At 62.1% G+C, this 23,574-nt stretch carries 26 protein-coding genes; 16 read left to right on the forward strand and 10 right to left on the reverse strand.

Annotation, left to right across the window (positions count from 1 at the left end):
• The first annotated feature begins 31 nt into the window (after positions 1 to 31).
• The 3 genes from purM to E4T66_RS06465 are packed head-to-tail and all read left to right on the forward strand — an operon-like array spanning position 32 to position 2,475.
• Complete coding sequence (gene purM, locus E4T66_RS06455; RefSeq protein WP_136848107.1) at positions 32 to 1,081, forward strand: phosphoribosylformylglycinamidine cyclo-ligase; 1,050 nt, start codon at positions 32 to 34, stop codon at positions 1,079 to 1,081.
• A 12-nt stretch (positions 1,082 to 1,093) separates the two neighbouring features.
• Positions 1,094 to 1,756 carry a phosphoribosylglycinamide formyltransferase gene (gene purN, locus E4T66_RS06460; protein ID WP_136848108.1) on the forward strand — a complete coding sequence of 221 codons (663 nt, stop codon included), beginning with the start codon at positions 1,094 to 1,096 and terminating at the stop codon, positions 1,754 to 1,756.
• Positions 1,753 to 2,475 (forward strand): DUF3108 domain-containing protein, encoded by a 723-nt coding sequence (locus E4T66_RS06465; RefSeq protein WP_136848109.1) that lies wholly within the window; start codon positions 1,753 to 1,755, stop codon positions 2,473 to 2,475. Before purN ends, E4T66_RS06465 begins: the two co-directional genes overlap by 4 nt.
• Before the next feature lie 16 nt (positions 2,476 to 2,491).
• Here the strand turns inward: E4T66_RS06465 and E4T66_RS06470 are convergent, their stop codons facing one another.
• From E4T66_RS06470 to E4T66_RS06480, 3 genes are all read right to left on the reverse strand, one after another.
• Complete coding sequence (locus tag E4T66_RS06470; RefSeq protein WP_136848110.1) at positions 2,492 to 3,844, reverse strand: MBL fold metallo-hydrolase; 1,353 nt, start codon at positions 3,842 to 3,844, stop codon at positions 2,492 to 2,494.
• Positions 3,845 to 3,975: 131 nt separating this feature from the next.
• On the reverse strand, positions 3,976 to 4,251 hold the full coding sequence (locus tag E4T66_RS06475) for a lipoprotein (RefSeq protein WP_136848111.1): 276 nt from the start codon (positions 4,249 to 4,251) through the stop codon (positions 3,976 to 3,978).
• A gap of 113 nt (positions 4,252 to 4,364) precedes the next feature.
• Positions 4,365 to 4,799 (reverse strand): hypothetical protein, encoded by a 435-nt coding sequence (locus E4T66_RS06480; RefSeq protein WP_136848112.1) that lies wholly within the window; start codon positions 4,797 to 4,799, stop codon positions 4,365 to 4,367.
• 177 nt (positions 4,800 to 4,976) lie between these two features.
• On the opposite strand from E4T66_RS06480, the gene E4T66_RS06485 reads away from it, so the two are divergent.
• The 4 genes from E4T66_RS06485 to E4T66_RS06500 all read left to right on the forward strand — a co-directional run bounded on the left by E4T66_RS06485 (position 4,977) and on the right by E4T66_RS06500 (position 7,633).
• Positions 4,977 to 5,510, forward strand: a complete 534-nt coding sequence (locus E4T66_RS06485; RefSeq protein ID WP_136848113.1) for an alpha/beta fold hydrolase — start codon at positions 4,977 to 4,979, stop codon at positions 5,508 to 5,510.
• Positions 5,511 to 5,541: 31 nt separating this feature from the next.
• On the forward strand, positions 5,542 to 5,757 hold the full coding sequence (locus E4T66_RS06490; RefSeq protein ID WP_136848114.1) for a hypothetical protein: 216 nt from the start codon (positions 5,542 to 5,544) through the stop codon (positions 5,755 to 5,757).
• Positions 5,758 to 5,825: 68 nt separating this feature from the next.
• Positions 5,826 to 6,965 (forward strand): transaldolase, encoded by a 1,140-nt coding sequence (gene tal / locus E4T66_RS06495; RefSeq protein WP_136848115.1) that lies wholly within the window; start codon positions 5,826 to 5,828, stop codon positions 6,963 to 6,965.
• Complete coding sequence (locus E4T66_RS06500) at positions 6,962 to 7,633, forward strand: MBL fold metallo-hydrolase (protein ID WP_248679491.1); 672 nt, start codon at positions 6,962 to 6,964, stop codon at positions 7,631 to 7,633. The genes tal and E4T66_RS06500 overlap by 4 nt, the downstream gene beginning before the upstream one ends.
• 82 nt (positions 7,634 to 7,715) lie before the next feature.
• Here E4T66_RS06500 and E4T66_RS06505 read toward each other — a convergent pair whose 3' ends face one another.
• Together E4T66_RS06505 and E4T66_RS06510 are read right to left on the reverse strand one after the other, a co-directional pair.
• Positions 7,716 to 8,426 (reverse strand): phosphoadenylyl-sulfate reductase, encoded by a 711-nt coding sequence (locus E4T66_RS06505; protein WP_136848116.1) that lies wholly within the window; start codon positions 8,424 to 8,426, stop codon positions 7,716 to 7,718.
• A gap of 168 nt (positions 8,427 to 8,594) precedes the next feature.
• Entirely contained in the window at positions 8,595 to 9,008 is a 414-nt protein-coding gene (locus E4T66_RS06510; protein WP_136848117.1) for an RNA-binding S4 domain-containing protein, read from the reverse strand.
• A 45-nt stretch (positions 9,009 to 9,053) separates the two neighbouring features.
• Between E4T66_RS06510 and E4T66_RS06515 the strand changes: the two genes are divergently transcribed.
• Entirely contained in the window at positions 9,054 to 9,473 is a 420-nt protein-coding gene (locus tag E4T66_RS06515; protein WP_136848118.1) for a group II truncated hemoglobin, read from the forward strand.
• A 6-nt stretch (positions 9,474 to 9,479) separates the two neighbouring features.
• On the opposite strand, the gene E4T66_RS06520 is transcribed toward E4T66_RS06515, so the two are convergent.
• Positions 9,480 to 9,905 (reverse strand): FxsA family protein, encoded by a 426-nt coding sequence (locus E4T66_RS06520; RefSeq protein WP_136848119.1) that lies wholly within the window; start codon positions 9,903 to 9,905, stop codon positions 9,480 to 9,482.
• A 419-nt stretch (positions 9,906 to 10,324) separates the two neighbouring features.
• On the opposite strand from E4T66_RS06520, the gene lon reads away from it, so the two are divergent.
• Positions 10,325 to 12,661 (forward strand): endopeptidase La, encoded by a 2,337-nt coding sequence (lon, locus tag E4T66_RS06525; RefSeq protein WP_441347696.1) that lies wholly within the window; start codon positions 10,325 to 10,327, stop codon positions 12,659 to 12,661.
• A 77-nt stretch (positions 12,662 to 12,738) separates the two neighbouring features.
• On the opposite strand, the gene E4T66_RS06530 is transcribed toward lon, so the two are convergent.
• Both E4T66_RS06530 and gloB read right to left on the reverse strand, forming a co-directional pair.
• The gene (locus E4T66_RS06530; RefSeq protein ID WP_136848121.1) at positions 12,739 to 13,788 is read right to left on the reverse strand and encodes a transglycosylase SLT domain-containing protein; all 1,050 of its coding nucleotides are present in this window, start codon (positions 13,786 to 13,788) and stop codon (positions 12,739 to 12,741) included.
• 118 nt (positions 13,789 to 13,906) lie between these two features.
• Positions 13,907 to 14,686, reverse strand: a complete 780-nt coding sequence (gloB, locus tag E4T66_RS06535; protein ID WP_136848122.1) for a hydroxyacylglutathione hydrolase — start codon at positions 14,684 to 14,686, stop codon at positions 13,907 to 13,909.
• A 43-nt stretch (positions 14,687 to 14,729) separates the two neighbouring features.
• Here gloB and E4T66_RS06540 point away from each other — a divergent pair, with 43 nt between their 5' ends.
• The 4 genes from E4T66_RS06540 to E4T66_RS06555 are packed head-to-tail and all read left to right on the forward strand — an operon-like array spanning position 14,730 to position 17,442.
• Positions 14,730 to 15,506 (forward strand): class I SAM-dependent methyltransferase, encoded by a 777-nt coding sequence (locus E4T66_RS06540; RefSeq protein WP_248679493.1) that lies wholly within the window; start codon positions 14,730 to 14,732, stop codon positions 15,504 to 15,506.
• A gap of 50 nt (positions 15,507 to 15,556) precedes the next feature.
• Positions 15,557 to 16,003 (forward strand): ribonuclease HI, encoded by a 447-nt coding sequence (gene rnhA / locus E4T66_RS06545; protein ID WP_136848123.1) that lies wholly within the window; start codon positions 15,557 to 15,559, stop codon positions 16,001 to 16,003.
• Between the two features lie 33 nt (positions 16,004 to 16,036).
• The gene (gene dnaQ / locus E4T66_RS06550) at positions 16,037 to 16,756 is read left to right on the forward strand and encodes a DNA polymerase III subunit epsilon (RefSeq protein ID WP_136848124.1); all 720 of its coding nucleotides are present in this window, start codon (positions 16,037 to 16,039) and stop codon (positions 16,754 to 16,756) included.
• Positions 16,729 to 17,442 (forward strand): SDR family NAD(P)-dependent oxidoreductase, encoded by a 714-nt coding sequence (locus E4T66_RS06555; RefSeq protein WP_211242799.1) that lies wholly within the window; start codon positions 16,729 to 16,731, stop codon positions 17,440 to 17,442. The genes dnaQ and E4T66_RS06555 overlap by 28 nt, the downstream gene beginning before the upstream one ends.
• Before the next feature lie 6 nt (positions 17,443 to 17,448).
• Here E4T66_RS06555 and E4T66_RS06560 read toward each other — a convergent pair whose 3' ends face one another.
• Both E4T66_RS06560 and E4T66_RS21325 read right to left on the reverse strand, forming a co-directional pair.
• The gene (locus E4T66_RS06560; protein ID WP_248679495.1) at positions 17,449 to 18,408 is read right to left on the reverse strand and encodes a metalloregulator ArsR/SmtB family transcription factor; all 960 of its coding nucleotides are present in this window, start codon (positions 18,406 to 18,408) and stop codon (positions 17,449 to 17,451) included.
• 69 nt (positions 18,409 to 18,477) lie between these two features.
• Positions 18,478 to 19,173, reverse strand: a complete 696-nt coding sequence (locus E4T66_RS21325; RefSeq protein WP_169577512.1) for a histone — start codon at positions 19,171 to 19,173, stop codon at positions 18,478 to 18,480.
• Positions 19,174 to 19,714: 541 nt separating this feature from the next.
• On the opposite strand from E4T66_RS21325, the gene fadB reads away from it, so the two are divergent.
• The 3 genes from fadB (at position 19,715) to E4T66_RS06585 (ending at position 23,560) form a co-directional block, all read left to right on the forward strand.
• Positions 19,715 to 21,868 (forward strand): fatty acid oxidation complex subunit alpha FadB, encoded by a 2,154-nt coding sequence (gene fadB, locus E4T66_RS06575; protein WP_136848128.1) that lies wholly within the window; start codon positions 19,715 to 19,717, stop codon positions 21,866 to 21,868.
• A gap of 33 nt (positions 21,869 to 21,901) precedes the next feature.
• Complete coding sequence (gene fadA, locus E4T66_RS06580) at positions 21,902 to 23,062, forward strand: acetyl-CoA C-acyltransferase FadA (RefSeq protein ID WP_136848129.1); 1,161 nt, start codon at positions 21,902 to 21,904, stop codon at positions 23,060 to 23,062.
• 210 nt (positions 23,063 to 23,272) lie between these two features.
• Positions 23,273 to 23,560: a hypothetical protein gene (locus tag E4T66_RS06585; RefSeq protein WP_136848130.1), complete on the forward strand. Its 288-nt coding sequence runs from the start codon at positions 23,273 to 23,275 to the stop codon at positions 23,558 to 23,560.
• The last annotated feature ends 14 nt before the right edge of the window (positions 23,561 to 23,574 follow it).

Consider the following 23,574-nt stretch of genomic DNA (forward strand, 5'->3'; position numbering starts at 1 on the left):
AGGGGCCATACCATTTCGAGTAACCATCACCATGACCAAGAAAGTCCGGGCGCAGGCTGCTGCCGGTTTGACCTATCGCGATGCCGGTGTCGATATCGATGCGGGTGACGCGCTGGTGGACGACATCAAGAAGATCGTCAAGTCGACCCATCGGCCTGAAGTGCTGGCCGGGGTCGGGGGCTTTGGTGCCTTGGTCGGCCTGCCGAAGAAGTACCGCCAGCCGGTTCTGGTCAGCGGTACGGATGGCGTCGGTACCAAGCTGATGTTGGGTATCCAGACCGGCAAGATCGAGGGTCTGGGGCAGGATCTGGTCGGCATGTGTGTCAACGACGTGCTGGTATCCGGTGCCGAACCGCTGTTCTTCCTGGACTATTTTGCGACCGGAAAACTGGACCAGAAGGTCGCCGCTCAGGTGATCAAGGGCGTTGCGCGCGGATGCAAGCTGGCAGGTTGTGCGCTGGTGGGCGGCGAGACAGCGGAGATGCCGGGCATGTACCCGCCGGGTGATTTCGATGTCGCCGGATTCTGCGTTGCGGTGGCGGAAAAGAAGAAGCTGATCGACGGTTCGGCGATCAAGCGGGGTGACGTCATCATCGGTCTGCCGTCGTCGGGGCCGCATTCCAATGGCTACTCGCTGATCCGGCGCATTCTGAAGCTGCGCCGGGCCAAGCTGGATCAGGCATTTGGGTCGGCCACTCTGGCCGACGCGCTGATGACGCCGACACAGATCTATGTCAAACCGGTACTGAGCCTGCTGGAGCAGGGAATTCCGGTGCGCGGCATGTCGCACATCACCGGTGGCGGAATTCCGGGCAATCTGCCACGTTGCTTCCCGGAAAAAGTGGGCGCGGTGATCGACACGGCCAGTTGGCGTCAGCCGGAAATTTTCGACTGGCTGCAGCAGCAAGGGCGCGTCGAAACCGACGAGATGCGCCGCGTATTCAACTGCGGCCTGGGCTTTGCGCTGGTCGTGCCGCGGCTGCGGGCGGATGAAGCGCTGGCCAGTCTGAAGAAGTCGCGGGCGCGGCCCTGGGTGCTTGGTGAGATCACGGCGGGAAATCAGGATGTGCGCTTCGCCTGATCGGCGCTGGTCATGACCGCGCGTATTGTCGTCCTGATTTCAGGTCAGGGGCGCAATCTTCAGGCACTGCTGGACGCATGTGCGGACGGCCGCATTGACGGTCGCATTGCGGCCGTCGTGAGCAATCGCGCCGATGCGGGCGGTTTGCAGCGTGCCCGGGACGCTGGCGTCGTCACACGGGTCCTGACGTCACAGGATTATGCTGATCGTGCCAGTTACGATGCGGCGCTGGCGGAGGTGGTCGACATCTACGCGCCGGATATCGTCGTGCTGGCTGGTTTCATGCGCATCCTGACGCCGGGCTTTGTGCAGCGCTACAGCGGCCGCATGATCAACATCCATCCGTCCCTGTTGCCGCGACATACCGGCCTTCACACTCATCAACGCGCGCTCGACGCCGGCGATGCGGAGCATGGAGCGACGGTGCACTTCGTGACCGAGGAACTCGACGGCGGGCCGGCCATAGTTCAGGGCAAGTTCATGGTGCAGGCGCAGGATACCCAGGAGACTCTTGCGGAGCGCGTCATGCAGCAGATCGAACTGAAGATCTTTCCCCAGGCCGTGGCATGGCTTGCGGCGGGCGATGTCGCGCTGGTCGACGGGAAAGTGCGATTCCGTGATCGCGTACTGGATGCCCCGTTGTCGATGGACGCGGTCGAGGGGCGTTTCCGATGAGCTTGCGCAGACTGGTGTGGGTGATCGCCCTGCTGGCGAGCTCGCAGTCGGTGTTCGCGGCGGAAGTCGACCCGACGCAGCATCTGACCGCTCGCTCCGATCGCTACGATGTCACTTGGAGCGGTATTCCGCTGGGCGAAGGCGAGATCCGTCTCACGCCTCAGGCCGATGGCTGCTTCCTCTACGAATCAACCACCGATCCGATCGCGCTGGTGCGGTGGACCTATGGTGCGCCGAAGGAAACCAGCCAGTTCTGCGTGCAGAACGGCCGCATCATTTCGCGACAGTTCAGCTACGACAACGACAAACGCGAAAATGACAGCTTCCGGCTCGACTTCGACTGGGGTCAGAAACGCGTCAAGACACTGCGTGCCGGCGAGATGACCCTTCGCGATCTGCCGGATCAGGCCTATGACCGTTTCGTGATTCGCGAGGCGGTCCGCATGTGGGTGATCAGGAATGCGGCTGGAGACGCTCCGGATCAGGCCGAATTTGTGCTGGTCAATGAGGACCGCATGAAGTCCTACCGGTTTGCGGTCATCGGGACCGAGTCCGTCGCGACGCCGGCCGGCACTTTCGAGACAATTCGTGTTGATCGAATCGACGATCCCAAGCGACCGTTTCACTACTGGTTCGCGCCGAGCCGCGACTACATTCCGGTCAAGCTTGAGCACTTGAAGAAGGACAAGGTCGAGCTGCGGATGACTCTGCTTCGCTAACTGGTTCGGTCGGCCGTCAGGCGACGACGCCGTCCTCGCGCAGCTTGTCGAGGTGGCTTTCGATATTCATCTGCGCCAGCGGCAGCAGTCGCGGATCGAGATCCGGATAAATCGCCGCGAGCATTCCAGACATATCGCGGCCTTCGTGGATCAGCGCCAGTATCTGCTTTTCGCGCATTTCCCGGTGATGCAGGGTATCGCGGAGCCGGAAGGTGCCGCCCAGTCCGATGCCGTGCGACGGATAGATCGCCATTGGATTGAGCTCGATCACCTTGCGCAGCGATGCCAGATACTTGCGCATGTTGCCTTCCGGTTTGGCGATGACCACGGTCCCCAGGCCCTGAATCAGATCGCTGACGATGCACCAGGCACGGCTTTCTGGCATCAACGCCAGCTGGCCCTCATCGTGACCTGGGACTTCGTACACCTCGACAGCTTGTCCCAGCCAGCGGCACAGCACATCGCCCTCGCGATAGATGTTGACGCTGATTTCGTCGAAGTAGGCCAAACCGGCTTTTTCACGAATGCGTGTCTGCGTATCTTCTGACATGCCCATGGGGACATCGAGCGTTCGCGCGATGAGGTTGGCGCGCTCGCGATGGTCGGGATGATGGTGCGTCAGAAAGATTTCGTGGATGCCGAAGCGATTGGCGACTGCGACCAGTTTTTCCATCTCCGCATCATCGGCGGGCGATGGATCCACCAGCACACGATGCGACTGCAGGTCGCCCAGCAGGAAGCAATTAGTGTGCTGGGCCGGAGGAATGGTGTTCGAGCGCACCAGGATCTGCCGCACGCCTGCGACTGATTCAATCAGGGGCAATTCGTAGCGCTTGCGGGTTTCAAAGTGCAGGCCGGGAATTTCATCGGCATTGATGTTGGTTCCCAGCGCTCGCAGCACCGCGACAGTGGGTGGCGCCGCAATGATGCGCCCGTTCTGATACTGCTCCAGCCATTCGCCCGGAGGTGCCCAGCTGAATTCGGCGATTTCGTGCGCGTCAGCCTTGACGTCCGGGCGCTCGGCCAGCTCGATCAGGAAGAAATGGGTGTTGAAGCGAACCGGTGCCGGTGCGGGCGTCAGCGCAATGCCAAGATCGCGCAGCGTGAGTACGCCGCCCTCCGTGTGGAGGGCGACGAGGTCCAGTGCAATTTCTTCCTGCAATTCGCGGATCAGCGCACGCAGCAAGCGGCTTTCAATAGCGTGCCAGGCCGTCGGCAGATCGAGGCCTGAGGCATCCTCGGCGTCGACTTTGCCGCCCGGAAATGCGCTGTAGCCTGGGAACGCGCGCAGGAAGCCCTGACGCTTCAGCACCATGACGTGGCCACGGTGAACGAGCACCGCGGTAACAGCGTCGACAATTCGACTCATGGCAACCGATCTGCGTGCGAAGGAGTTGAGACTATGCCAAACCCTGCGGCAGTTGATGTGCCGCGGAATGCAACGATGCCGATGACCCTGCTGGTATCGGCATCGTTACGACGACCTGCCTGTGGGATGGCTTACTTGTCCTCGCGGGGAGCGATCCGTTTGATCGAGACCTTGTCTCCGGCGTAGGTCACTTCAATCACGTTCTTCGAGCCGTTCCACGTTTCGGTCGACACCGTAAAGTTTCCGATGCCGCCGCCACTGACGTCGTCCGGCTTGCCGAGGATCGCATGCACTTCGTCCGGCGACATTCCGGATTTGACCTTTTCATAGTTCGCCGGGGTGGCCTTGCTACAGGCGCTCAGCAGCAACAGAGCGCCGGCGGCAACAAGCAGGATCGATTTTTTCATTGAATGATTTTCCAACACGGGACGGGAATTGCCTGCGAATAGTAGGTGAACTTGGCTCCGCCGGTGAGAGTACGTACGTCGGCCGTCGGAGCCCAGCTTGATGATTTTGGGGGTTAGTACAGGTCAAAGGCATCGAGCAGCACATGCGTTGCCTCGATCACGCGCACGACCTGATTGTCGATGCGCACCGTGACCACGCCCTCAGGCTGCGGCGGCAGACGTCGGATGATGCTGGACGGCAGCGGCTCGTGATAGCGCCAGATATCGGACGGGACAACGTCGCCGCGCGACATTTTCTTCTGCCATCCCGGCGGCAGGCCCTTGCCGCTGGCCAGACGCTTTTCCATACCCTTGTTCAGCTTCTTGTCCTTGGCCTTGCCGTGATCGGACTGCTCCTGCTGGTAATAATTGCGCAGCACGGTGCGCTCGTGATCCGAGATCGTGACGCGGCCCTGCGTGTCGATCGTGACCGATCCGGCGCTGGCCGGGACGGCGGTAAGCAGCGACGCCGCGATCAGCAGGACGCTCAAAGCAGAAATTTTCTTCATGGTGACTGTCTCCCGAATATTCTGTGCCTGTTGCATTTAGGGCCCTTGACGATGAACTGGCCCTGAATCTGCCTTATGTTGCGCTCTTTATCGAATAAATCGCAGCGGCGTTCGTGCCAGGGGGAGTGCATGCAGCAGGAGTCCGATCGGTCCGGGAATTCATCAAGGGGGAAGGGAATGCCAAGGGCAGTGATGGGTCGCGGTCTTGCCGGTCTGGGTCTGCTGCTGCTGAGTCTGCTGCAAAGCGGGTGTCTTGCGGCATTTCGGCCTGTGCCAGAGCAGATCCCCACCCAGGCGATTGACGGCGCTGGTGCGCATCATCGTCAGGTTGTGGTGCTGCCGGGGCGGGCGGACGATCTTGAAGGATTGCGCCGGTCCGGCATCGTCGAGGCGATCCAGCAGGGGGATCCTCAGGCCGACGTCCTGCTGGTCGGTGCGACGCCTGGGTATTACCGCGAGGGTCGACTGGTCGAGCGTCTGCATGACCAGATCGTGGCGCCGGCGCGTGCGCGCGGCTATCGCTGGATCGCGCTGGTGGGTGCGTCAATGGGAGGCTTTGGGGCGTTGATGTACCAGCGCGTCCATCCGGGTGAGATCGATGCGCTGCTGCTGTTGGCGCCGTACATGGGAGACGAGCGGTTGCAGCGGGACATCGTCGACGCGGGTGGTGTCGGCGGCTGGAATCCCGGGCCGTTGCCCCCCCCAGGTTGATCGCAGCAACGCGACCCGCGAGCTCTGGCGAGTGGTTCATGGCTGGCCGCAGCGGGCCGACGCGGCCGCATCGGTGTGGCTGGTGTGCGGGACCGAGGATCGCTTCATTTCGGCCGCGCAATTGATGGCGCCGCAGCTGCCGTCTGGCCATTTTCTGGCGCTGCCGGGCGGGCATGCCTGGACGGTCTGGAGCGCCGGCGCGCGGACTGTTTTTGCGCAGCAGGTCGCTGCGCTGGAGCGGCCGTGACGTTTTCTTTTCGGCGCCAGCGTGGACAATAGGCACACCGAATCCGCAACCAAGCGAGCCGAACCGTCGTGAGCCCATTTCAAGCCTGTCATCAATATGGCCAGTCCATCTGGCTGGACTTCATCCGCCGTGATCTGCTGCTGTCCGGCGGCTTGCAGGCCTTGATTGACGAAGGGATTCGCGGACTGACGTCCAATCCGGCGATCTTCGAAAAGGCGATCGCCGGCAGCGCCGACTATGACACCGCGCTGGCAGCTAGGGTGCGCGCAGGCGAAACCGATGCGGCGTGCCTGTTCGAGCACCTGGCGATCGAGGATATTCGCAAGGCTGCTGACATCTTCATGCCGCTGTATCGCGACAGCGCAGCTCGGGATGGTTATGTCAGCCTCGAGGTGTCACCGCATATCGCGCTGGACGCCGAGGCGACGATTGCCGACGCACGGCGGCTGTGGAAGGCAGTGGATCGTCCCAATCTGATGATCAAGGTGCCGGGCACCGCGGCCGGAGCGATTGCGGTCCGGCAGCTGATCGGCGAGGGCATCAACGTCAATGTGACCCTGCTGTTTTCGCGGCCTGCCTATCTGGCGGTGGCCGAAGCCTATCTTGACGGTCTTGAGACCTACGTTGCCGCCGGTGGCGATCCGGCGACCGTGGCCAGCGTTGCCAGTTTCTTCATCAGCCGCATCGACAGCGCGATGGATGCCGAAATTGATGCGCGGATCGCTGCCACCAATGATGCCAAGCTGCATGCACAGCTTGCGGCGCTGAAAGGTGGTGTCGCGATTGCCAACGCCAAACTGGCTTATCGGGACTACCAGCAGTTGTGCCTGACGCCGCGCTGGCAGGCGCTCGTGCAGCGCGGCGCACACCCGCAGCGCCTGCTGTGGGCCAGCACCGGCACCAAGAACGCGGCCTATCGCGACGTGCTGTATGTGGAACAGCTGATCGGTGCGGATACCGTCAATACGATTCCGCCGGCAACGATGGACGCGTTCCGCGATCACGGTCAGGTCACTGCAACACTGACCGATTCGGTCGATGCTGCCGATGCGGCGCTCGGCCAGGTCGAGGCCCTGGGATTGCCGCTGGATGCCATTACCGAGCAGTTGGTCGCCGATGGGGTGAAGCTGTTTGTCGATGCGCACGATCAGCTGCTCGCGGCGGTCGCACGCAAGCGCGACGTGCTCAATGCGGCTGCAGCATCGTGACAGCGTCGCAGCCGGCTACCCTGAAGGCCGAAGTCATTCCGGTTACGCCGTTTGAGCAGAACTGCACGCTGATCTGGGATCCGCAGACGCTGCGCGGCGCGCTGGTCGATGCCGGGGGCGAGGTGCCGCGCTTGCTGGATGCGGTCCGCAGCCGCGGCGTCACGCTGGAAAAGCTGCTGGTCACTCACGGGCACCTGGATCACGTCGGCGTCGTCGCCGATCTTGCCGACCAACTGCAGCTGCCAATCGAAGGGCCGCATGTCGACGATCGTTTCTGGATCGAGCTGTTGCCCGATGCGGCTCGCCAGTACGGGTTTCCGCCGTCACGCAGTTTTGAGCCGACGCGCTGGCTGCAGCAGGGCGATCAGGTCACGGTCGGCGGTCTGAGTCTGGATGTCATTCATTGTCCGGGTCACACGCCGGGTCATGTCGTGTTCTATCACGCGCCGTCGCAATTGGCGCTGGTGGGCGACGTGCTGTTCCAGGGTTCGATTGGCCGTACTGATTTTCCGCGTGGCAATCACGGGGATCTGATCCGCTCCATCCGCGAGCGCCTGTTCCCGCTGGGTGACTCGATCAGCTTTGTTCCGGGACATGGTCCGGTGTCCACCTTCGGCGCCGAGCGTAAATCCAATCCCTATGTGTCGGATCGCGCGGTCGGCGCCTGAGACGAGCCGTTACTGGACGAAAAAAAATGCCCCGGCTGCGCGGCCGAGGCAGAAGATCGCGACAGCAAATGTGACGATCAGTCTATTGGTGCAATCCGCACTCGGTTTTGGGCTTGCCCAGCCAGCGACCGCTGCGGCCGTCGCCGGCCACAGTGCAATGGGTGCAGCCGATCGATGAGTAACCCTTGGCCACCAGCGGGTGAAACGGCAGCGCGTGTTCGCTGATGTAGGCGTCGCGCTGTTCGCGGGTGACATCGATCATGGGATTGAACTTCAGGATGCCGCGACGCAGCTCGAAGATATCCAGGCCGGCGCGATGCTCGGTCTGCCAGCGCATCAGGCTGGATACCCATACCTGATAGTTCGGCTTGATCGTCTCCAGCGGCTCGACCTTGTTGATCGAGCAGCAGAAGTCAGGATCCTTCTCCCAGGTCTTCTCATCCGTGGTGAACTGGTGTTTCCAGTCCTCCGCGCGCAGATCGGCGACTTTGAGGTCGAACAGCTCGATCAGATACTGCTTGTACGCTTCGGTTTCGGCAAAGTGATAGCCGGTGTCGATGAAATGGATCAGCTGCTGCGGACGAATCCGCGAAATGATGTGCAGGAAATACGCTGAGGTTGCGGCGAAGGAAGAAGTCACCAGCACTCCGGCAGGGTCGAAGTCGATGTACAGCTGGCGAATTCGTTCCTCGAAATGCAGCGGCGCGTAGCGCGCGTTCAGCGCGCGGATCTCCGCATCGTCCAGGACGCGAATCGGGCGGCGGTCTTCAGCGGTGGCGGGCACGTCAAACATTCCTGGAGCTCCCGGGCCGGCTCTTCCGGCGTTCGGCGGCGAGTCTATGAGCCGTTTCCAGGGTACACAATGCGTGGCGCCGGTTTTCCCGAAAATGGAATAAGGATATAGCGGGTCTCGTATCTGAAAAGAGGTCAGATATGTCCCTTAACCCTATGAATAAATAACTTATTCGAACATGCTTCGCTTCAGCTTCTGCAGCAGGCGGCGTTGCTGCTTGGTGGGGCGGTCGGGCCCGGCCGCCTGCTGCGCAGCCTGACGTTCGAGTCGCTGGCTTTCGCGGCGTTGCACGCTTTCATCGGTTTCCAGATAGAGCAACTGTGCCTCGGGAGCGCCGCGGCGCACGTCGGACAGCGCGCGGACCCGCACTTCCTGGTCGTCCCAGCCGCGACGCACGGCGATGCGGGCCCCGACGGCAACCTCCTTGCTGACTTTGCAGCGCTCGCCGTCGTAACGGACATGGCCGCTTTCGATGGCCTGCTTGGCGAGGGTCCGGGTCTTGTAGAAGCGGGCAGCCCATAGCCATTTGTCGAGGCGTACGCGCGGCGCTTCTCCGGCAGCGGAATTTCCTGACGAGCTCATCCAGTTACGATATCGCGCCCAGGCGACCAGATGAAACCTGCAGATATGAGCGAGTCCTCAAACACGATTTCCGCATTCCAGGCACTGGGTGGCGAAGCGGGCGTGCGCCGGCTGGTCGACGGTTTTTACGATCTGATGGACGCAGATCCGGCATATGCCGTGTTGCGCGCTTTGCATCCTGCGGATCTGAGCGGTTCGCGCGACAAGCTGTACTGGTTTCTGTGTGGCTGGCTGGGTGGACCGCAGCTCTACGTCGAACGTTTCGGTCATCCGCGCCTGCGCGCGCGGCACCTGCCGTTTTCGATCGGGGTCGTCGAACGCGACCAGTGGATGGACTGCATGCTGCGTTCCCTGAGCCGGAACCAGGTTCCTGATGGCATCGCGCGGCAGTTGGCCGGTAGTCTGTTCACGACTGCGGACTGGATGCGCAATCGGGCCGAAGAGAGTGGCGACAGCGATTTCTGAGCGACTTCAGTCGTACGGTAACTGTGGCCGCGAGGCCTCGCGGTATTCGCCCTGGATGACCACGCCCTCACGTAGATCGGGATAGCGGCGGCGCAAGGTTCGTTCCGCGTAGCGGGTCAGCATGTGCCGCAACGGAGGAATCAGCAGCGGCAGTGCCAGGCAATCGGACGCCAGACCCGGAAATACCAGCAGCATGCCGGCAACGACACCCAAGCTGCCGTCGATCAGCTCGAGACTGGGCCGCTCGCCGCGGGCGACCGCTTCCTGGGCACGCAGCATTGTGCGAAGGCCCTGCAATCGGATCACCGCGCTGCCGATGCCGACTGCAATCAGCAACCACAATGCGGTAGCCACCACACCGACGCGATCAGCGGCGGCCTGGAGTAGCCAGACTTCCGCAACCAGCCACAGAATCAGAACAACGGCACGCATGCGCAGCACTTATTTTGAGTTCGGAACGAGACGACACCATAACCTGCATCGACCGGACATGCCGACGTTGCTGAGCGCTGTATGGGCTGATTTGACTCGATCGAGCCGCGCAGACAGTCCTGCAGCGGCAGCCAGGGCGGGGAGCTGCCGGTCGGGGGCGGCCTGACCCCGACCGGCCCCTCGGCAGGCGTCATGGGCGACGCTGGAATACGGCTTAATGCCTTGAATCGTTTTGATAATGTTTTGCAGATAGAGGCTCGCCGGGCCGTTTTGACTTGATTTGCCCGGCACAGACCGCATTGAGCTGAACAAGCATCCGGCATAATGCCGTCATCTCGAATTGGAGCCCAAGCGTGAGCACTTCATCAGACCGTACCGCACCCGTTTTGCCGCTGCGCGACGTCGTCGTGTTCCCGCACATGGCGATTCCGCTGTTCGTGGGCCGCGAAAAATCAATCAAGGCGCTGACCGCAGCGATGCAGGACGACAAGCGCATCCTGCTGCTGGCACAGCGCACCGCGGATACCGATGACCCGCGTGAGAAGGACATGTATACCGTGGGCACTCTTGCGAGCATCCTGCAGATGCTCAAGCTGCCTGACGGCACGGTCAAGGTGCTGGTCGAGGGCCAGAGTCGCGCCAGCGTCACCAGTTTCAACATGGACGGCGAATTCGTGACTGCCGAATGCAAGGCGCTGCCGGAAGACAAGGAAGCGCTGACCGACAACAAGGAACTCGACGCGCTGTCGCGTTCGATCCTTGCGCAGTTCGAGTCCTATGCCAAGTTGAACAAGAAGGTTCCGGCCGAGCTGCTGCCGTCGCTGGCGAGCATGGATTCGCCGGGCCGTCTTGCCGATACCATCGCTGCGCATCTGAGCCTCAAGCTTGAAGACAAGCAGGATGTGCTGGAGATTGCCGACGCCAAGGTTCGTCTTGAACACGTGATGGCGCAGCTGGAAGGCGAGATCGATGTGCTGCAGATCGAAAAGAAGATCCGCTCGCGGGTGAAATCGCAGATGGAGAAAAACCAGCGCGAGTACTACCTCAACGAGCAGATGAAGGCGATCCAGAAAGAGCTCGGCGAAGGTGAGGATGGGCCGAGCGAACAGGAAGAGCTCGCGACCAAGATCGAGAAGGCCGGCATGCACAAGGATGCCAAGGCCAAGGCGGTTGCCGAGTTCAACAAGCTCAAGATGATGCCGCCGATGTCGGCCGAGGCCACGGTCGTGCGTAACTACCTGGACTGGCTGACCCAGGTGCCATGGAAGAAGCGCACCAAGACCCATATCGACCTTGAAGCCTGCCAGACCAAGCTCGACGAAGACCATTACGGCCTGGACAAGGTCAAGGAACGCATCGTCGAGTATCTGGCGGTGCAGTCGCGCATGAAGAAGCTCAAGGGCCCGATCCTGTGCCTGGTCGGACCTCCGGGCGTGGGCAAGACCTCGCTGGGGCGCTCGATCGCCGAAGCGGTCAACCGCAAGTTCGTGCGCATGTCGCTGGGCGGCGTGCGCGACGAGGCCGAAATCCGCGGTCACCGTCGCACCTATATCGGGTCGATGCCCGGCAAGATCGTGCAGAACATGGCCAAGGTCGGCACGCGCAATCCGCTGTTCCTGCTCGATGAAATCGACAAGATGGCGATGGATTTCCGCGGCGATCCGTCGTCTGCGCTGCTGGAGGTGCTGGATCCCGAGCAGAATTCGACGTTCCAGGATCATTATCTGGAAGTCGAATTCGATCTGTCCGACGTGATGTTCATCGCGACCGCAAACACGCTGAACATTCCGGCGCCGCTGCTGGATCGCATGGAAGTGATCCGCATCCCCGGCTATACCGAGGACGAGAAGCTCAATATCGCGCGCAAGTACCTGCTGCCGAAGCAGATGAAGAACAACGGCCTGCGTGATGGCGAGCTTGAAGTCACCGATGAAGCACTGCTAAGCGCCATCCGGCTGTATACACGTGAAGCCGGTGTGCGCAACCTCGAACGCTTGCTCAGCAAGATCTGCCGCAAGGTGGTCAAGCAGTTGTTGATGAAGCCGGATGACAAGAAGGTCGTCGTCACGGACAAGAACCTTGACGACTATCTCGGTGTGCCGCAATACCGCCATGGCCGCGCAGAAGAGAAGAATCAGGTCGGACAGGTGACTGGTCTGGCGTGGACCGAAGTCGGTGGCGAGCTGCTGACGATCGAATCCGCATTGGCACAGGGCAAGGGCAAGCTGACCCAAACCGGTTCGCTGGGCAATGTGATGCAGGAGTCGATTCAGGCGGCACTGACGGTGGTGCGCTCACGCGCGCCGGCGCTGGGGATCGATCCTGAGTTCTACTCCAAGAACGATATCCATGTGCATGTGCCTGAGGGCGCGACGCCGAAGGACGGGCCGTCTGCGGGTGTCGCCATGTGTACTGCCCTGGTGTCGGCGCTGACCGGTATTCCGGTGCGCGCGGATGTTGCGATGACCGGTGAGATCACCCTGCGTGGTGAGGTTCTGCCGATCGGCGGTCTCAAGGAGAAGCTGCTGGCAGCGCAGCGCGGCGGCATTCAGACGGTGATTATCCCGCACGAGAACGTCAAGGATCTGGCTGATATCCCCGAGGCGGTCAAGTCCGCACTCAACATCGAGCCGGTGCGCTGGATCGAGGATGTGCTGCGGATCGCCCTGGAGACGATGCCGGAGCCGCGGCCTGCACAAGAAGCGGCCGTCGCGGCAGACGACAGCGCCGAAGCCGAGGCGGCGCGCGCGCACTGACGCTTCGAGATTCTGGTCTGTATCCAGCCCGCCGCGTGTACTCCACGCGGCGGGTTTTGTTTTGCTCGGCTTCGAGGCTACAGACTGGTCTGCACGCTTAGACGGCGGCCGGGCCGCAGCACGCTGCTTTCGGCCAGATCGTTCCAGCGCCGCAGGTCGTCAATGCTGACCCTGTAGTGCGAAGCGATCTGCCACAGCGAATCACCCGGCTGGATCACGTGAACCACAACTTGCGGGCGTGCCGACGGCGTGAAGCGACGTGATTTGAGCGTGGCCAGCAGACGCTCTGCTTCCGCAGTCGGCAGCATTACGCCTTTCTTGCCGGTGGTATTGCGCAGGTCGCCCAGACCCGGATTGAGCTGGCGAATCAGGCTGTCGGACACGCCTGCGGCTTCGGCCGCAGCGGACAGATCGATGGCGCTGCGCAGCGGCACAATGGCAGTGGCCGGTGCATCGGCAATGGCGGGCAGCGTGATGCCGAAGCGCTGCGGCTGTTCGATCAGCAGACTGATCGCCGCCAGCCGACGCACGTGGTCATGGGTCTCCTTCGGTAACTTCAGTGCCCAGATGCTGGTCACTCCGTGCTGCGCCTTGAGGATGTTCGACAGGTTGCCGAGGCCGACGTTGTAGGCGGCAACCGCCAGCCACCAGTCGCCGAAGTACTCGTACATGTCACTCAAATGCCCCAGGGCGGCGCGCGTACTGGCGACAGGGTCGCGACGGGCGTCGTAATCGCGCGTGGTCTGCAGTCCGAAGATCGCACTGGTTGCGGGTACGAATTGCCACAAGCCGGCTGCCTGGCGCTGCGAGCGGGCGTGGGGATCGAAGCCGGATTCGACGGCCGGCAGCAGCGCCAGCTCCAGCGGCATGCGGCGGCGTTCGGTGGCCTCGACGATGTGCCACAGGAACGGCTCCGAGCGTGCAAGCATCGCCTCGACCAGGTCGGCGCGTCTGGCGTAGGCCCGCGCCCGCGCAACGGTCTCCGGCGTCTCGCGCTGGTCCAGCTGCATGCCGGCAACGATGTGCGTCCAGATTGATGGTGTGTCCGACGCCGCCTGAGCCGTTGCGCTCAGGCACAGCGCACAACAGGCCGCCGCAGCGACTTTGCGTAGTGTCTCGTAGAGCATTCCCAACCTCGTAATTGCCGTTGTCGAGTTCGGTGGCGCTCCCCAGCACCGGCCGACGGCAATGCCGTGAATTTACGAGATCGCTAGGTGGATCGCAAAGCCGCAGGTCCGAGAGTGCTCAGGGCGCTGCGCGAAAGCCGTCTTTCCAGCGCCGCAGCTGGGCAAATACCGACACCGCATCATCGCAGCGCTGTCCGCTCCAGCGCTCGGCAGCCTCGACGACTGCGGGGATGTCCGAACGCAGAAACGGGTTGATCTGGCGTTCCAGCGTCAAGTTGGTCGGCAGGCTGGGCTGCTGATTCCGGCGCAATGACTCCACGTGATCGCGATGCGCGCGAATGTCGGCATTGTCCGGTTCGACCGCCAGTGCAAAGCTCAGATTCGACAGCGTGTACTCGTGCGTGCAATAGACTTGGGTGTTGGCGGGCAATGCCGCAAGGCGCTGCAGCGAAGCGTGCATCTGCTGCGGAGTGCCCTCGAACAACCGACCGCAGCCGGCTGAAAACAGGGTGTCACCGCAGAACAGCGAGGCCAGCGCGGGCGCGTAGTAGGCGATATGACCCGAGGTGTGGCCAGGGACTGACAGCACCTCAAATTCGACGCCGAGCAGCTGGATCGATTCACCGTCAACCAGGGCTTGCGTCAGGCCGCGGATGCGATCGCGCTCTGCCGCGGGGCCGATGACCGGGATATGCCAGCGCTGTGTCAGCGCGGCGATGCCGCCGGTATGGTCGGGATGATGATGCGTGATCAGGATGGCAGCGAGCCGAAGTCCCTCGGCGTCCAGTACGGCCTGTACCGGAGCGGCATCACCGGGATCGACGACGACGACTTCGGGGCCGTCGCCAATCAGCCACAGATAATTGTCGACAAACGCAGGAATGGCGCGAATCTGCATCGGCGTTAAGATGTCCGCAACCGTGGTCCATTGAGGGTAGCACGTGATCTCATCCCGCCGTCATCCGCAGGGGGGGCGTCCGCTGGATCGCCAGGCACTGGAGCTCTGGCGTGCGTCTCCGCGCGGGCAGCGCATGCTCGATATTGAGCGAGAGCAGCTCAGTCGTTATCTGCCGGACGTGTTCGGGAGACATGTGCTGCAGATAGGCAACTGGGGCGAAGGTCCGGCGCTGATCGCCAGTTCGGGAACCCTGCATCATGCGGTGCTGGGCACGGTGGCTGATGGCGCGGCGGCGATCGCCGATCCTCAGCAGCTGCCGATCGCTGCAAAAAGTGTCGACGCCGTGGTGCTGCCGCACACACTGGAGTTCACCCGCTCGCCACATCCGGTATTGCGTGAAGTCGATCGGGTGCTGAACGACCGTGGTCGCTTGTTCGTGCTCGGCTTCAATCCCTGGGGGTTATGGCTGTGGCGAATGCGGCTCGGACTCGGGTCTCGCATGTTTCCGCCCGCAGGGCGCTTTTTCAGTGTCGGACGCGTTGCCGACTGGCTCGAGCTGCTGGACTTTGAAGTCGCAGAAGTCCGCCGTTACGGGACCGGATTTCCGTGGCTCTCTCCGCACACGATGGGTGGGCTGTGGTCAGTTGCCAGCCTGCTGGCGCCACTGGCCGAGGCGTACATGATCGTGGCGCGCAAGCGGGTGCTGCCGATGAATTTCATCGGTCGTACGCAGCGGGCACAGATCAAGCCGCTGGTCGGCATCGGGTTGCCTGCCGCACAGCGTGATGCGCTGGATAGCAGGGATTCCACGCCGCCCTGACGAAATCCGTACACTGCGGCCCATCTTCAGGCCGTCACCGTGGGACAGCGTTGAAACACGTCATTATTCATACCGATGGGGCCTGCAAGGGCAATCCGGGGCCGGGCGGTTGGGGGGCCTTGCTCGAGTGCAATGGTCAGCAGCGTCGTCTCAGTGGCGGTGAACGCCAGACCACCAACAATCGCATGGAACTGATGGCGGCGATCGAGGCGCTGGATGCGCTGAAGCAGCCGTGCGAGGTCACGCTGTACACTGATTCTGTCTACGTCATGCAGGGTCTGACGCAATGGATGCCGAACTGGAAAGCGCGGAACTGGCGCACGGCGGACAAGAAGCCGGTCAAGAACCAGGATCTGTGGCAGCGGCTCGACGCCGCGGCCGCGCGGCATCAGGTCCGGTGGCAGTGGGTCAAGGGCCATTCTGGCCATGACGGCAATGAGGAAGCCGATCGTCTGGCGAATGAAGGCGTGCTGCAGGCGCTGGCGGCCGATGTCTGAGCGCCTGGCCGATCTGAATCTCGAGACTGAGCAATGACGCAACGCCAAATCGTTCTGGATACCGAAACCACCGGACTGGAGGTCGAGCAGGGCCATCGGATCATCGAAGTGGGTTGCGTCGAATTGCGCAAGCGCCGCTTTACCCGAAACGATTTTCATCAGTACGTGCATCCGGAGGATCGTCAGATCGATCCGGGCGCGGTGGAAGTGCACGGCATCACCATGGATTTTCTGGCCGACAAGCCGCGCTTTCGCGATCTGGCCAAGACGCTGTGGGACTACCTCGAAGGCGCTGAGCTGATCATTCACAACGCGGCCTTCGACGTCGGCTTCCTCAACATGGAGTTCGCGCGCGCGGGCATCGGCCGCAAGCTCGACGAGGTGTGCACGATCACCGATACCGTGGCGATGGCGAGGAAGCTGCATCCTGGCCAGCGTGTCAGTTTGGACGCATTGTGCCGGCGCTACGAGATCGACAACTCCAATCGCGAACTGCACGGCGCTTTGCTGGACGCCGGCTTGTTGGCGGAAGTCTATCTGGCGATGACTGGCGGACAGAGCCGGTTGTCGCTCGACGAGCAATCCGGCGAGCGTGCCAGCCGGCGCCGGTTTGCCGAGCTGCTGAATGCCGGAAATGCGCCGCTGCCGGTGATCCGTGCGAGCGAGTCCGAGCTGGATCTGCATCGCGCGCGGTTGGGCAAGATCGCGAGCAAGGGTAAATGCCTGTGGCAGGAAGATCTTCCGACCGCGTAGGTGTGTGCACGGCGCTGGTCACTGGCGCGAATCGCGGCATTGGCCTCGAGGTCTGTAGGCAGTTGCTAGCCAATGGTCTGCGCGTCGTGCTGACCGCGCGCGAAGCGGAAGCGGCGTATTCGGCGGCCAGGCGATTATCGGATGCCGAGGGTGACGTGCTTGGCATGGTGCTCGATGTGTCCAAGCCAGGACAGGTGCAAGCCTGTGCTGATGCTCTGCACATGAATGGCATTCAGATCGATGTACTGATCAACAATGCCGGTGTGTTTCCGCAAGGTGGAACACTGGACGCCAAGGCGTCGGATTTCGTCGACGCGCTCGCGATCAACGCATTGGGTGCCTTGTGGTGCGCACGCGCGTGGATGCCGGCCATGAATGCCCGTGGCGAGGGTCGGGTGATCAATATTTCATCCGGCTACGGCAGTTTCGCCCGGGGGCTGCAGGGGCCGGCGCCGTATGGCGTTTCCAAGGCCGCACTCAATGCCGTGACCCTGCAATTGGCGCATGACGCTGTTGCCGGCGTGCGGGTGGTGGCGATCGATCCAGGCTGGGTCCGTACGCGGATGGGCGGTGACGCCGCTCCCGATGCGGTCGAAGACGCAGCGGCGGATATTGTCTGGGCCGCGACCGCCGCAGAGGTGCCTAGCGGAGTGCTGCTGCGAGGCAGGCAGGTGGTGGACTGGTAGCGGCGTTCAGCGCTTGCGCGCAATGGCCGTGATGACTTCGAAGTAGGGAGGACGGGATTCGCGCGAACTGATGCGGCAGCTGTCCACTTCGAGGTCGCAGGCCTGAAGATGCTTGCGCAGTTTGTCCGGGGCGATGCCAAGGTTTCGGTGATCGTAGGCCCGCATAATCTGTTCATGACCGTGGGGCGCCAAGGTCGCCAACACAATGTGGCCGCCGGGTCGCAGCAAACGCGCGGCTTCCTGCAGCACTTTTCGGGGCTCCGTCGTATACGACAGTGCGTGCATCAGAAAGACATGGTCGTAGCGTGCTGAGGGCAGCGGCAGCGAATGCATGTCCGCCTCGCAGAAGTCGACATTGCTGATCGACGAAAGACGTTTTTGCGCCGCAGCGATCACCGTGCCGCTGATATCGATGCCGGTGATATGGCGTGCCCTCGCAGCGATCAGCTCGGTCAGTACACCGTCGCCGCAGGCGATATCGACGACGTCGCCCAGATCCAGCAGACCGATCAATGCTGCCGCCGTGGTCTCCCAGGTGCGGCCCGGTGAGTAGTGAAGCTCCATGCGCCCGGCGACCGATTCGGCCCAGGTCTGGCCGTGCTTGCGGGCGGCGACGACCTGTGACGCGCGTTCGCGGTCGACCCTGAGCTGAGTGTCATCCAGGCGTTCACGCAGGATCGCCCACAGGGGTGCCGATTCGTCCGGCATCTCGGTGATGGAATACAACGCTGCGTTGCCACTGCGTTTGTCCTGGGCCAGCCCGGCGCGCTTCAGGCGTGCGAGATGGGTCGAAACGCGACTCTGCGCCAGGCCAGTCACTTCAGTCAGCTCGGCCACACTCAGTTCGTGCTGCTCAAGCAGCAGCAGCAGTCGCAGGCGGCTCGCATCGGCAAACAGGCTGCACAGCTCGGTACTTTGATCCAGCGTCAGGCTCATGCGGATGGACGGATGAAGTTGAGAGTCCATTGTCGCTGCCCTAGGGCCAAACAAAAAGCCCGCCGGGTGGCGGGCCTGATGCGACTGCGCGCGGTTCGATCAGGATTGGCCCGGCGGAGTGGTGTCGTCAGCGGGAACCTGGCCCGGCGAGATGCCAAGTTCGGCGGCTTCCTTCTTGCCCTGCGAAGTGGCCAGGAACGCACGAGACAGCGGTGACGGTGTGATGGCTTGCGCAATCGGAGCGGCGAAGTCGGCCACGGCCTTTTCGATTTTCTGGGCCTGCTTCCTGGCCTTGGATGCGGCGGAGTCAACGACGGTGCGCACTCGATCGACGTCCGCTTTTACGGTGCGGCTGACGCTGGTCTGCGCTTTCTCGACCGCCTTCCGGGCCTTGCTGACATCGGCCTTGACCTGTTTGCGCGCATTGGTCACGTCGCGCTTGACTGCGGACTTGAGGTCGCGTGCAGCTTTCTTGGCTTTCGATACGTCCGCTTTGACGGTGCGCTTGGCCAGCGCCACGTCCTTCTTGGCCGCGCTCTTGACCTGGGTTGCGGCTTTCTTGACTGCGGATTTGGCCTTTGCAAAGTCCTTGCGGGCAGACGTTACGGCCTTCTTGGCCTTGCTGCTCAGGGAGCTCTTGGCCGGGGATTTCTTGGCGGCTGTTTTCTTTGCGGCGGGCTTCTTGGCCGCAACTTTGGGAGTCGCCTTCTTCGCTGTCACCTTCTTTGCTGCGGGTTTCTTCGCTGCCACTTTCTTCACGGCTTTGGCGCCGGCTTTCTTTGCAGGTTTCTTCATGGGCGTGACGAGCTCCATATGAGTGACGGCCGATACCGGCCGGGTTGGCTGAAAGAGATTGAGGGGGTGACGATGTGCGACGAACCGAATTCAGGGGTGGCGATCTGCGGATCGCAATCATGCGACCGCGTACGCGGGGCCATGCCAGAGGCCTGCCGCTGCGGCGATGGTTTGAAGCAGGCGATCCTCCAAGCCCTGGCCGAGTTCACTACTCGGTTGCCGAGGCCGATTCGCCGCGGTTTTCCCGCCATGGTTATGCCCCCTTGACTTTTCCCCGAAAAGCTGGTCCGAGTGTAGGGTGCGGCTGAGAAAGTGTCAAAAAATGCTCGCTTGTGCAGCCGGGGCCGCCGCGCCGCCTGATTTGTCCCGCTACTGGCAAAAAAGGCAGCCAGAGATACGGAAAATCCCGATCTATCGTTGGTTTACGGCACTGCAACACGGCGGCTATGATTGCCGACCTTCATTTTCGGGCGCAGCCAGCCAAGTGACATGCAACGGCGGCGCTGCGCGAAATCCCTTTTCCATCATGAGGTTCTTTCCCATGTATCAAGGGCAGTCCATTCGAGTCTCCATGCTCGACGGCGGTATCGCCGAGTTGTGTTTCGATCGTCAGGGCGAATCGGTCAACAAATTCGACGCTCAGACTGTACGTGAGCTCAAGGAAGCCGGACAGGCTATCGCCGCCGCTTCCGGCATCACCGGTTTGGTGGTGACTTCGGCCAAGGATGTTTTCATCGTCGGCGCCGACATCACCGAGTTCGGCAAGATGTTCGAGCAATCCGAAGAAGAGATCGCAGGCTGGGCGCTGGAAGCCAATCAGGTCTTCAATGCGATCGAGGATCTGCCATTTCCCAGCGTCACCGCAATCAACGGATTCGCGCTCGGTGGTGGATTCGAAATGGCACTTTCGACCGACTATCGCGTCATGGTGCCCGCCGCACAGGTGGGCTTTCCTGAAGTGAAGCTCGGCATCATTCCGGGTTTCGGCGGCACCGTCCGCTTCCCGCGTCTGGTTGGCGCCGACAACGCGATCGAGTGGATTGCGGCCGGCAGCCAGAACAAGGCCGAGGCTGCGCTGAAGATCCACGCTGTCGATGCGGTGGTGACGCCCGACAAGCTCAAGGACGCCGCGATCAATCTGGTACAGCAGGCGGCAGCAGGCAAATACGACTGGAAGGCGCGTCGTGCGCAGAAGACCGGTCCGCTGAAGCTGGACCCGATTGAATCAATGATGGTGTTCGGGACCGCGATTCCGTTCGTGCAGGGTCAGGCCGGCAAGAACTACCCGGCGCCGGTGACGGCGGTCAAGGGCATGCAGAAGGCTGCCTCAAAGGGCCGCGACGAAGCACTGAAGATCGAAGGTCAGGGCTTTGCAAAGCTGGCCAAGACCACGCAGGCCGACGCGCTGATCGGCCTGTTCCTGAACGACCAGCTGATCAAGAAGAAGGGCAAGGGCTACATCAAGGCCGGCAAGAAGGTCGAACATGCGGCGGTGCTGGGCGCCGGCATCATGGGCGGCGGCATCGCTTACCAGAGTGCGGACAAGGGTACGCCGATCATCATGAAGGACATCGCCGAGAAGGCGCTGGACCTGGGCATGAATGAGGCCAACAAGCTGCTGTCCAAGCAGGTCGAACGCAAGAAGCTGACGCCGGAGAAGGCGGGGCACATCCTGGCGACGATTCGCCCGACGCTGAACTACGGCGACTTCCAGGGCGTCGACGTGGTCGTCGAAGCCGTGGTCGAGAACCCGAAGATCAAGAAGAGCGTGCTGGCCGAGGTCGAGGCGCAGAGCAAACCCGGTACGATCATCGCGTCGAATACCTCGTCGATCTCGATCGACGATCTGGCGAGCGCGGTCAAGGCGCCGGAAAACTTCCTTGGCATGCACTTCTTCAATCCGGTGCACAAGATGCCGCTGGTTGAAGTGATCTATGGCGAAAAGACCTCGAAGGAAGCGATCGCGACGATCGCCGCCTACGCGGCCGCCATGGGCAAGACGCCGATCGTGGTCAAGAACTGCCCGGGCTTCCTGGTCAACCGCATCCTGTTCCCGTACTTCGGTGGCTGGTCGATGCTGATCCGCGACGGCGGCGACTATCTGAAGATCGACAAGGTCATGGAAGGATTCGGCTGGCCGATGGGGCCGTCGTACCTGCAGGACGTGGTCGGTATCGATACCTCACACCACGTCGGCGACGTGCTCGCCGAGGGCTATCCGGATCGCATGTCGAACAAGGAGTTCAAGTCCGGGCTTGATGTGATGTACGAGAACAACCGCTACGGCCAGAAGAACGGCATCGGTTTCTACAAGTACGAAGTCGACAAGAAGGGCAAGCAGAAGAAGGTCGTCGATCCGCAGACGGCTGAATTGCTCGCGTCGGTGCAGCCGAACGGCAAGGCCGAGTTCTCGGATGAGGAGATCATCGATCGCCTGATGATTCCGATGATCATCGAAACCGTGCGCTGCCTGGATGAAGGCATCGTCGAGACGCCGACCGAAGCCGACATGGGCCTGATCATGGGCATCGGCTTCCCGCCGTTCCGCGGTGGTGCGCTGAAGTACGCCGACAGCCTCGGCATGCAGACGATTCTGGACAAGTGCGCCAAGTACGCCAGCCTGGGCAAGCTGTATGAGCCGACTGCCTCGATGAAGCAGATGGCGGCCGAAGGCAAGCTGTACTTCCCCAAGTAAGCGCAGACCGAATCAGATATTGGAGATTGAGAAATGACGGAAGTAGTCATTGTTGATGCGGTCCGCACCCCGATGGGCCGCTCACGCGGCGGCGTGTTCCGCAATGTGCGCGCCGAGGATCTCTCGGCCGAGCTGATCAAGGCAATTCTCGCGCGCAATCCCGCGCTGAATCCGGCCGAGGTCGAGGACGTGATCTGGGGTTGCGTGCAGCAGACGCTGGAGCAGGGCTTCAACGTCGCCCGCAACATCCTGCTGAAGGCGGGTCTGCCGAACACGGTGCCGGGCCAGACCGTGAATCGTCTGTGCGGTTCGTCGATGACGGCGATCCACACCGCGACCGCGTCGATCAAGGCGGGCATGGGCGACATCTTCCTGTGCGGCGGCGTCGAGCACATGGGTCACGTGCCGATGACCCACGGTTTTGACGGCGATCCGGGTCTGTCAGTGTCGCAGGCCAAGGCTTCGGCCATGATGGGCTTGACGGCTGAAATGCTGACGCAGACACATCAGATCGACCGCAAGTCGCAGGATGAATTTGCGCTGGCTTCGCACCAGAAGGCCTATCAGGCGTGGAAGGACGGTCGTTTCAAGAACGAAATGATCGGCATCCAGGGGCACGATGCCGATGGTGCGCCGATCCTGGTTGATTTCGATGAAGTTGTGCGTCCCGAGGCCAATCTGGAAGACCTGGGCAAGCTGAAGCCGGCGTTCAATCCGGTGGGTTCGGTCACCGCGGGCAACAGCTCGGCGATCTCTGACGGCGCGTCCTGCACGCTGGTGATGTCGGCCGAAAAGGCCAAGGCGCTGGGGCTGAAGCCGATGGCACGCATCGTCAGCGTTGCCGCAGCCGGCTGCAATCCGTCGATCATGGGCATCGGTCCGGTGCCGGCGACCAAGAAGGCGCTGGCGCGTGCGGGTCTGGACATCAGCAACATCGACTATTTCGAGCTCAACGAAGCCTTTGCCGCGCAGTCGCTGGCGGTGATGAAGGATCTCAAGCTGACCGAGCGCATGGACCGCGTCAACATCAAGGGCGGCGCCATCTCGCTCGGCCATCCGCTGGGCTGCTCCGGGGCGCGCATCACCGGCGCGCTCGCGCATGTCCTGCAGGAGCAGGATGCTCAGTTCGGCGTGGCCACCATGTGCATCGGCATGGGGCAGGGCGTCGCCACGGTGCTGGAACGCCTCAACTGATCAAAGAATCCGCTGGAAGCGGAAAGTCGCTTTGGATCTGGGCCGGGTAAATCCCCGGCCCTTTTTGTTGGTGGCGCCAGCCAACTCGTTGGGTTCGCGAGGCAGCCGCGCATGAGGGAAAAACACTATCGACGTTGTAGGAATCAGCTGACACAATGCAGGCCATGGAGAAGAGCGGCGCACAGTAAACCAGCGGAACGGAGAGCGAACGTGGCGTCAGCGCATTGGGAGTCTGATCTGGCAAAGCTGCAGCGTGAATTGCAGCGCCTGGCCTTGTTCCCCTGCAGAGTGCTGATGTCTGGCACATCCGAGCACGCTGAGCTTGCAGTCGACTTTGGCTTGGGCGTCGAGCCGTTGCACGCCTTGCCTGCCGCAGAATGGCTTGATGTGCACCGAGATTGGGACGGCGCGATGCGCTTGGCTGCTGCACTGCAACAGCTGCCGGCGCAGGTTCCCAGGGATGCGTTGCAACTGTCGACACAGCCGCTACCGATGTAGCGCGGGAGCAATTC

Origin of the sequence: Sinimarinibacterium arenosum, from assembly GCF_005047655.1 — a bacterium.
Lineage (GTDB): Bacteria > Pseudomonadota > Gammaproteobacteria > Nevskiales > Nevskiaceae > Solimonas.

What these genes read in the sequence shown, in the direction of transcription:
- purM (WP_136848107.1), top strand. Translation starts at nt 32, where the DNA reads ATGACCAAGAAAGTCCGGGCGCAGGCTGCTGCCGGTTTGACCTATCGC.
- purN (WP_136848108.1), top strand. Translation starts at nt 1,094, where the DNA reads ATGACCGCGCGTATTGTCGTCCTGATTTCAGGTCAGGGGCGCAATCTT.
- E4T66_RS06465 (WP_136848109.1), top strand. Translation starts at nt 1,753, where the DNA reads ATGAGCTTGCGCAGACTGGTGTGGGTGATCGCCCTGCTGGCGAGCTCG.
- E4T66_RS06470 (WP_136848110.1), bottom strand. Translation starts at nt 3,844, where the DNA reads ATGAGTCGAATTGTCGACGCTGTTACCGCGGTGCTCGTTCACCGTGGC.
- E4T66_RS06475 (WP_136848111.1), bottom strand. Translation starts at nt 4,251, where the DNA reads ATGAAAAAATCGATCCTGCTTGTTGCCGCCGGCGCTCTGTTGCTGCTG.
- E4T66_RS06480 (WP_136848112.1), bottom strand. Translation starts at nt 4,799, where the DNA reads ATGAAGAAAATTTCTGCTTTGAGCGTCCTGCTGATCGCGGCGTCGCTG.
- E4T66_RS06485 (WP_136848113.1), top strand. Translation starts at nt 4,977, where the DNA reads ATGCCAAGGGCAGTGATGGGTCGCGGTCTTGCCGGTCTGGGTCTGCTG.
- E4T66_RS06505 (WP_136848116.1), bottom strand. Translation starts at nt 8,426, where the DNA reads ATGTTTGACGTGCCCGCCACCGCTGAAGACCGCCGCCCGATTCGCGTC.
- E4T66_RS06510 (WP_136848117.1), bottom strand. Translation starts at nt 9,008, where the DNA reads ATGAGCTCGTCAGGAAATTCCGCTGCCGGAGAAGCGCCGCGCGTACGC.
- E4T66_RS06515 (WP_136848118.1), top strand. Translation starts at nt 9,054, where the DNA reads ATGAGCGAGTCCTCAAACACGATTTCCGCATTCCAGGCACTGGGTGGC.
- E4T66_RS06520 (WP_136848119.1), bottom strand. Translation starts at nt 9,905, where the DNA reads ATGCGTGCCGTTGTTCTGATTCTGTGGCTGGTTGCGGAAGTCTGGCTA.
- lon (WP_441347696.1), top strand. Translation starts at nt 10,325, where the DNA reads ATGGCGATTCCGCTGTTCGTGGGCCGCGAAAAATCAATCAAGGCGCTG.
- E4T66_RS06530 (WP_136848121.1), bottom strand. Translation starts at nt 13,788, where the DNA reads ATGCTCTACGAGACACTACGCAAAGTCGCTGCGGCGGCCTGTTGTGCG.
- gloB (WP_136848122.1), bottom strand. Translation starts at nt 14,686, where the DNA reads ATGCAGATTCGCGCCATTCCTGCGTTTGTCGACAATTATCTGTGGCTG.
- dnaQ (WP_136848124.1), top strand. Translation starts at nt 16,037, where the DNA reads ATGACGCAACGCCAAATCGTTCTGGATACCGAAACCACCGGACTGGAG.
- E4T66_RS06560 (WP_248679495.1), bottom strand. Translation starts at nt 18,408, where the DNA reads ATGGACTCTCAACTTCATCCGTCCATCCGCATGAGCCTGACGCTGGAT.
- E4T66_RS21325 (WP_169577512.1), bottom strand. Translation starts at nt 19,173, where the DNA reads ATGAAGAAACCTGCAAAGAAAGCCGGCGCCAAAGCCGTGAAGAAAGTG.
- fadB (WP_136848128.1), top strand. Translation starts at nt 19,715, where the DNA reads ATGTATCAAGGGCAGTCCATTCGAGTCTCCATGCTCGACGGCGGTATC.
- fadA (WP_136848129.1), top strand. Translation starts at nt 21,902, where the DNA reads ATGACGGAAGTAGTCATTGTTGATGCGGTCCGCACCCCGATGGGCCGC.